This window comes from Nocardioides sp. (assembly GCF_036401255.1).
Lineage (GTDB): Bacteria > Actinomycetota > Actinomycetes > Propionibacteriales > Nocardioidaceae > Nocardioides.
In genome coordinates, this window is sequence record NZ_DASWVI010000070.1 from 1 (window position 1) to 5,104 (window position 5,104).

Genomic DNA, 5,104 nt, shown 5'->3' on the forward strand with positions numbered 1-5,104 from the left:
GTGAGGGTGCGGTTGGTGGAGTTCGCGGTCTCGACCAGCGAGTCCTGGGTGGAGATGCTGAAGTCGGCGTCGCTCTCGGCGACCCCGTGGAGGTTCAGCAGCAGCGCCTCGATCTCCTGGTACGCCGCGCCGAGCGTGTCGTCCGAGGCCGCCTCGACGTAGATCGTGGAGACCGCGGAGCCGCTGGCGCCGGTGACCCGCTTGGCGGTCCCGATCGGCATCACGGCCACGTCGTCCTCGGTGCTGCCGCTCGCCGACGAGCCCGACGAGGCGAGCACGCCGATCACCGTCAGCGAGGTGCCGTCGACGGTCACGGTCTGCCCGACGGGGCTGCCGAACGAGAACAGCTCGCTGGCGGTGTCGGGCCCGAGCACGACGACGTTCGCGGCCTGCTCGACCTCGGCATCGGTGAAGAACCGGCCCGCCGAGAGCTCCCGGGCGCGGACGCGCAGCCAGGAGGTCGTCGTACCCGCCACCGACGTGGTCCAGTTCGTCTCCCCCGTCGTCAGCGACACCGAGCCGGAGCTGGTCGGCGCGACGGCGGCCGCATCGGGCACGACGCTGTCGTCGGCGATCGCGGCCGCGTCCTGGAGCGTGAGGGTGGAGGCCGACCCGAACCCGCCGCGGATGCCCGAGGAGTCCGTGCTGCTGCCTGGGGAGACGATCAGCAGGTTGCTGCCCAGGGCGCTGATCTCGTCCTTGACCTGGTTCTGCGCGCCCTGGCCGAGCCCGACGGTGAGGATCACCGAGGAGATGCCGATGACGATGCCGAGCATGGTCAGCGCCGAGCGCAGCCGGTGCGCGCGCACCGCCTCCACGCCGGCGCGGAACGTCTCCAGCCAGCTCACCGGACCACCTCCCGGACCACCTCGCGTCGCTCGTCACTGGTGATCCGCCCGTCGCTGATCACCAGCCGCCGCCCGGCGCGGGCGGCGACGTCGTGCTCGTGGGTGATCAGCACGATCGTGCGGCCCGAGGCGTGCAGCTCGTCGAGGAGGTCGAGCACGTCGGCGGTGGACGCGGTGTCGAGGTTGCCGGTGGGCTCGTCGGCCAGGATGATCGCGGGCTCGGTCACCAGCGCCCGCGCGACGGCCACGCGCTGCTGCTGGCCGCCGGAGAGCTCACCGGGGCGGTTCTCGGTGCGGTCGGCGAGCCCGACGCGGGTCAGGGCGGCGTGGGCACGCTCGCGGCGCTCGGCGCGGCCGATGCCGGCGTACACGAGCGGGAGCTCGACGTTGCGCCAGGCGGGCAGCGTGGCGAGCAGGTTGAACTGCTGGAACACGAACCCGATGCGCCGGTTGCGCACCTCGGCGAGCTGCGCCTCGCTCATGCCCGACACGTCCTCGCCGGCCAGGAGGTAGGTGCCCTCGGTCGGCACGTCGAGGCAGCCGAGCACGTTCATCAGCGTGGACTTGCCCGACCCGGACGGCCCGAGCACGGCGACGTACTCCCCCGTGCCGATGTGGATGTCGATGCCGCACAGCGCCTCGAACTCGATGCTCCCCGAGCGGTAGGTCTTGCGGACCCCGTCGAGCTCGATGGTGCTCACTGGCCGGGGCCGATCACGATCGGGCCCTGCTGCTGGCCGCCGCCGGGCATCTGGCTGAAGTCGGGCAGCCCGCCCTCGCCCATCCGGTCCTGGAGCGAGCCGCCGTCGCTGCCGCCGCCGGTCGGGGTGAACGACGGGATCTCGACGACGTCGCCGTCCTCGAGCCCGGAGGTGATCTCGGTCGACATGCCGTACGCCGTGCCGACCTCCACGGGCGTCTTCACGCTCTTGCCGTCGACGACCTTGGTGACGTAGGTGTCGCCGTCGTCGTCGGTCTCGAGCGCGCGGCTGGGCACCGTGAGGACGTCGTCGCGCTGTTCGACGATGATCGAGGCGTCGGCCGACGTGCCGGCGTACAGGTCCTTGCGCTTGCCGGTGACCTCGATGGTGACGGGGAAGACCGCCGCGCCGCTGCTGCTGGTCTCGGCGACCAGGCCCACGGACTTGACCGTGCCGTAGACGGTCTCGGTCACCCCGGTCGGGGTGATCTCGGCCTGGAGGCCCTTCTTCAGCTGCTTGACGTCGCTGCTGGCGACGGTGGCGTCGACGACGTAGTGGCCGCTCGAGACCAGCACGACCGCACTGGTGGTGGCCGACCCGCTCGCGGTCGGGTCGGTGCCGCCGGAGCCGCCGCCCGTCACCACGTCGCCCACCGCGAGGTCGAGGGACGCGACCGTGCCGGTGATCGTGGCGCGCAGGGTGGCGTCGGCGACCGCCTGCTTCGCCTCGGCCAGCGTCGCCCTCGCGGCGACGATCGCGGCCTGGTCGGCGGCCAGCTGGGTGTCGGAGGCGTCGGCGTCCTGGTCGTCGTCGAGCTGGGAGTACGCCGCCGCGAGGCTCGCCGCGGCCGCCGTCCGGGTGGCGACCAGCGCGTCGTCGTCCACCCGGGCCAGCGCCTGGCCCTGGGTGACCCGGTCACCCTCGTCGACGTACACGTCCGTGACCGTGCCGGACACCTCGAAGTCGAGGTCGGCGCTGTGCCGCGGCTCGATCGTCCCGGACGCCGTCACGGTCTCCTTCATCGTCGAGGCCGACACCGTGTAGGTGGTCGGCTCCGTCGCGGCCGAGGAGTCGCGCGTCATCAGCCAGACGCCGGTCCCCCCGGCCACCGCGAGGGCGAGGGGTACGACGAGCCAGGAGCGGCGCCGGCCGCGGAGCTTCTTCCACACAGGCAGCACTCTCGGGACCCGGGCTGTGCCCGACGTGGGGTGTCCCTGTGCGACGCCTGTGCACCCCTTCCTCCGCCGTGCGACATTGGGTTCGCGCACGACAGGAGGTGTCGTCCATGGCAGATCGTCCTGCACCCGACCCGAAGCTCCTCGAGCTGAGCGAGCTCCTGGTCGGCACCTGGCGCGTGGACGGACCTGACATCAGCGGCCACGCCGAGTACGCGTCACACGACGGAGGCCGGCTGCTGGTCGCGTTCGTCGACTTCCAGGTGGGCGGCTCGCGGATGAGGCTCATCCAGCACATCGCGCACGACGCAGACAGCGACACCCTGATCGCCCGGTGCCTGGACACGATGGGCGACGATGCCACGTACACGTGGGCGCTGGAGGACAAGACGATCCGCGTCAGCCTCGGCGACCAGGCCTCGGACACCTACTTCCAGGCCACCTTGAACACCGACAACTCCCAGTACACCGGCACCTGGCACTACCCCGACGGTGCGGCAGCAGACGAGACCATCGTCTACACACGGGTGGGTGGCGACGGCTGACGGGATCCGGTCGACCAGAGTGGTGTACGGCTAGGACCGCTTGGCGACGAACTCCACCAAGGTGCCGTCGGGGTCGCGGACGACTGCGTTGCGGTTGTTATTGCCCGCGTCGTGCGGTGGCGTGACCGCTGGCGCACCAGCGTCGGTCGCGGCGTCGAACGTGGCGTCCACGTCATCGACCCAGAACACGAGCGACATGGCTGCGTGCCCGGTCTCGGCCGTTACACCGTGCACGCGCGAGGCTGCTTCTGCCGTACTCACCGCCAGGACGAAGTCACCCGCCCTCATCTCGACATGCTCGGGGACGCCCTCAGCGGGCGTTCGGAAGGACTCGGGCAGTCCGAGGACGCCCTGGTAGAAGTCCAGAGCAACCTGGACGTCCCGCGTGAACACGTTGACCAAGCCCGAGACGATCACGCGCTCACCCTAGTCAGGCTCCGGGCGCGTGGTGGAGTGTCAGTCCGGACCCACGACCCCGAGCAGGTCACAGCGCTGCTCGTGATCAAGAGCGATCGGCTCAACAGCATGCTGAGTCGCCCCGCGGTCGTGCCACTGCGTGGACAGCGACGGTGACGACAAACACGATGCTCGCCACTGCGAGACGCTCGTGCGTGAATGCTCAGCCTCGTTGGCAGTTCATCCCTGTGGGTCCGATCGGTGACGCTGCTGCTGGGCTAGATCGATGAGCCATTGCACCCGCGCCTCAAGTGAGGCAACCCGACCCTCGAGATGTGCGATTCGAGCCTCGCTCGTGGCTGAGGAGTGTGCCGCCGCTGCCGCCTGAGCCTGCTGTGACTCAAGCAACTTCTTCGTGTTCTTGGACGTTCGTCGCGCCTGCTCGGCGCCAGACCATTCGTTCCAACCCACAGCTAGCCCCCAAGAGAAGTGCTGGTTTCGGCCCGAGCCTCTCATTAGGCCCGTACGACGTCTCGTTCGTGGGAACGACCCAGAGGATTACTCAGGTCAGGCTCGTCGTCGACGAGGCCCCGAGGTAGTAAGGGTCGAGCTTGACGACCTTGGCCGTCAACGGGGGCGCGCTCCCTCTCTCCTGGCCGACCTGGTCCACGCGGGTACCTGCACCGCTAGGGACGACTGCCCGGGGGCCCGTGTCAGGCGGCAAGGCCGGGGAAGTCGTCGCCGAGCTGGATGTCGAGGCCGACGGGCTGGCGCCACAGTTCCACGACCGAAGCCCGTCGGTGATGGTCGTGGTTGGTGTCGGGGAGTCGGCGGGTGCCGGTGTGGTCGACGAGGTAGTGCCCGCCGTGGGGGTCACGCCACAGGTAGATCCCGGGGAAGGGTTGTCGCACGTGCCAGTCGGGGGCGTGGGTCTTGACCCGGTGATGGTGCAGGGTCATCGGCCCGTAGTTCCCGATCCCGGACACGCCGCCTCGGGCGTGCGGGATGGTGTGGTCGACCTGCATCGACCGGGTCGTGCAGGAGGCGAACGGGAAGGTGTCGGCCGGCGTCATCAGATGCACGGCCCGACGATGTCGCTCCGGGATCTCATAGGCATCCACCGGCGCCAACCCGGCCAGGTCCAGCACCGGACGGACCGTGAACCGCGCCCGCTCCCCGAGGACCTCGCGCAGCCACGTGGCGGTGAGCGGGCCGTGGCTCTCCACCCGCACCACGTCCTCGCGGTCCGGGCCGGCGTAGGTGTGCACATACAGCTCCACCTTGGGGAGAAGTTCATGAAGCTCGGTGTCGTCGGGCTGCCCGGAGACCAGGAGCAGGAACGCGTGCACCCGCCGCTCATCCTCGGTGGCCAGGTGCGGCGCATCGGGTCGGGTCTCGGCAAGCCGGCGGGCGCGTTGGGTGACGTAGTCGTCGAGGGC

The 5,104-nt window shown here is 70.2% G+C and carries 6 protein-coding genes; 1 reads left to right on the forward strand and 5 read right to left on the reverse strand.

Annotated features, from left to right (window positions below; translation table 11 throughout):
- The 3 genes from VGD85_RS03225 to VGD85_RS03235 all read right to left on the reverse strand — a co-directional run.
- The coding region (locus tag VGD85_RS03225) for an ABC transporter permease (protein ID WP_331062008.1) at positions 1-848 on the reverse strand (848 nt) is incomplete at its 3' end.
- The gene (locus tag VGD85_RS03230) at positions 845-1,549 is read right to left on the reverse strand and encodes an ABC transporter ATP-binding protein (protein WP_331062009.1); all 705 of its coding nucleotides are present in this window, start codon (positions 1,547-1,549) and stop codon (positions 845-847) included. The genes VGD85_RS03225 and VGD85_RS03230, both read right to left, overlap by 4 nt.
- Positions 1,546-2,718, reverse strand: a complete 1,173-nt coding sequence (locus VGD85_RS03235; RefSeq protein ID WP_331062010.1) for an efflux RND transporter periplasmic adaptor subunit — start codon at positions 2,716-2,718, stop codon at positions 1,546-1,548. Before VGD85_RS03235 ends, VGD85_RS03230 begins: the two co-directional genes overlap by 4 nt.
- A gap of 116 nt (positions 2,719-2,834) precedes the next feature.
- Here VGD85_RS03235 and VGD85_RS03240 point away from each other — a divergent pair, with 116 nt between their 5' ends.
- A complete protein-coding gene (locus VGD85_RS03240; RefSeq protein ID WP_331062011.1) occupies positions 2,835-3,269 on the forward strand; it encodes a hypothetical protein in 435 nt (144 codons plus the stop codon).
- A 30-nt stretch (positions 3,270-3,299) separates the two neighbouring features.
- On the opposite strand, the gene VGD85_RS03245 is transcribed toward VGD85_RS03240, so the two are convergent.
- Positions 3,300-3,686: a VOC family protein gene (locus VGD85_RS03245; protein ID WP_331062012.1), complete on the reverse strand. Its 387-nt coding sequence runs from the start codon at positions 3,684-3,686 to the stop codon at positions 3,300-3,302.
- 692 nt (positions 3,687-4,378) lie between these two features.
- Positions 4,379-5,014: a hypothetical protein gene (locus VGD85_RS03250; RefSeq protein ID WP_331062013.1), complete on the reverse strand. Its 636-nt coding sequence runs from the start codon at positions 5,012-5,014 to the stop codon at positions 4,379-4,381.
- Positions 5,015-5,104 lie beyond the last annotated feature (90 nt).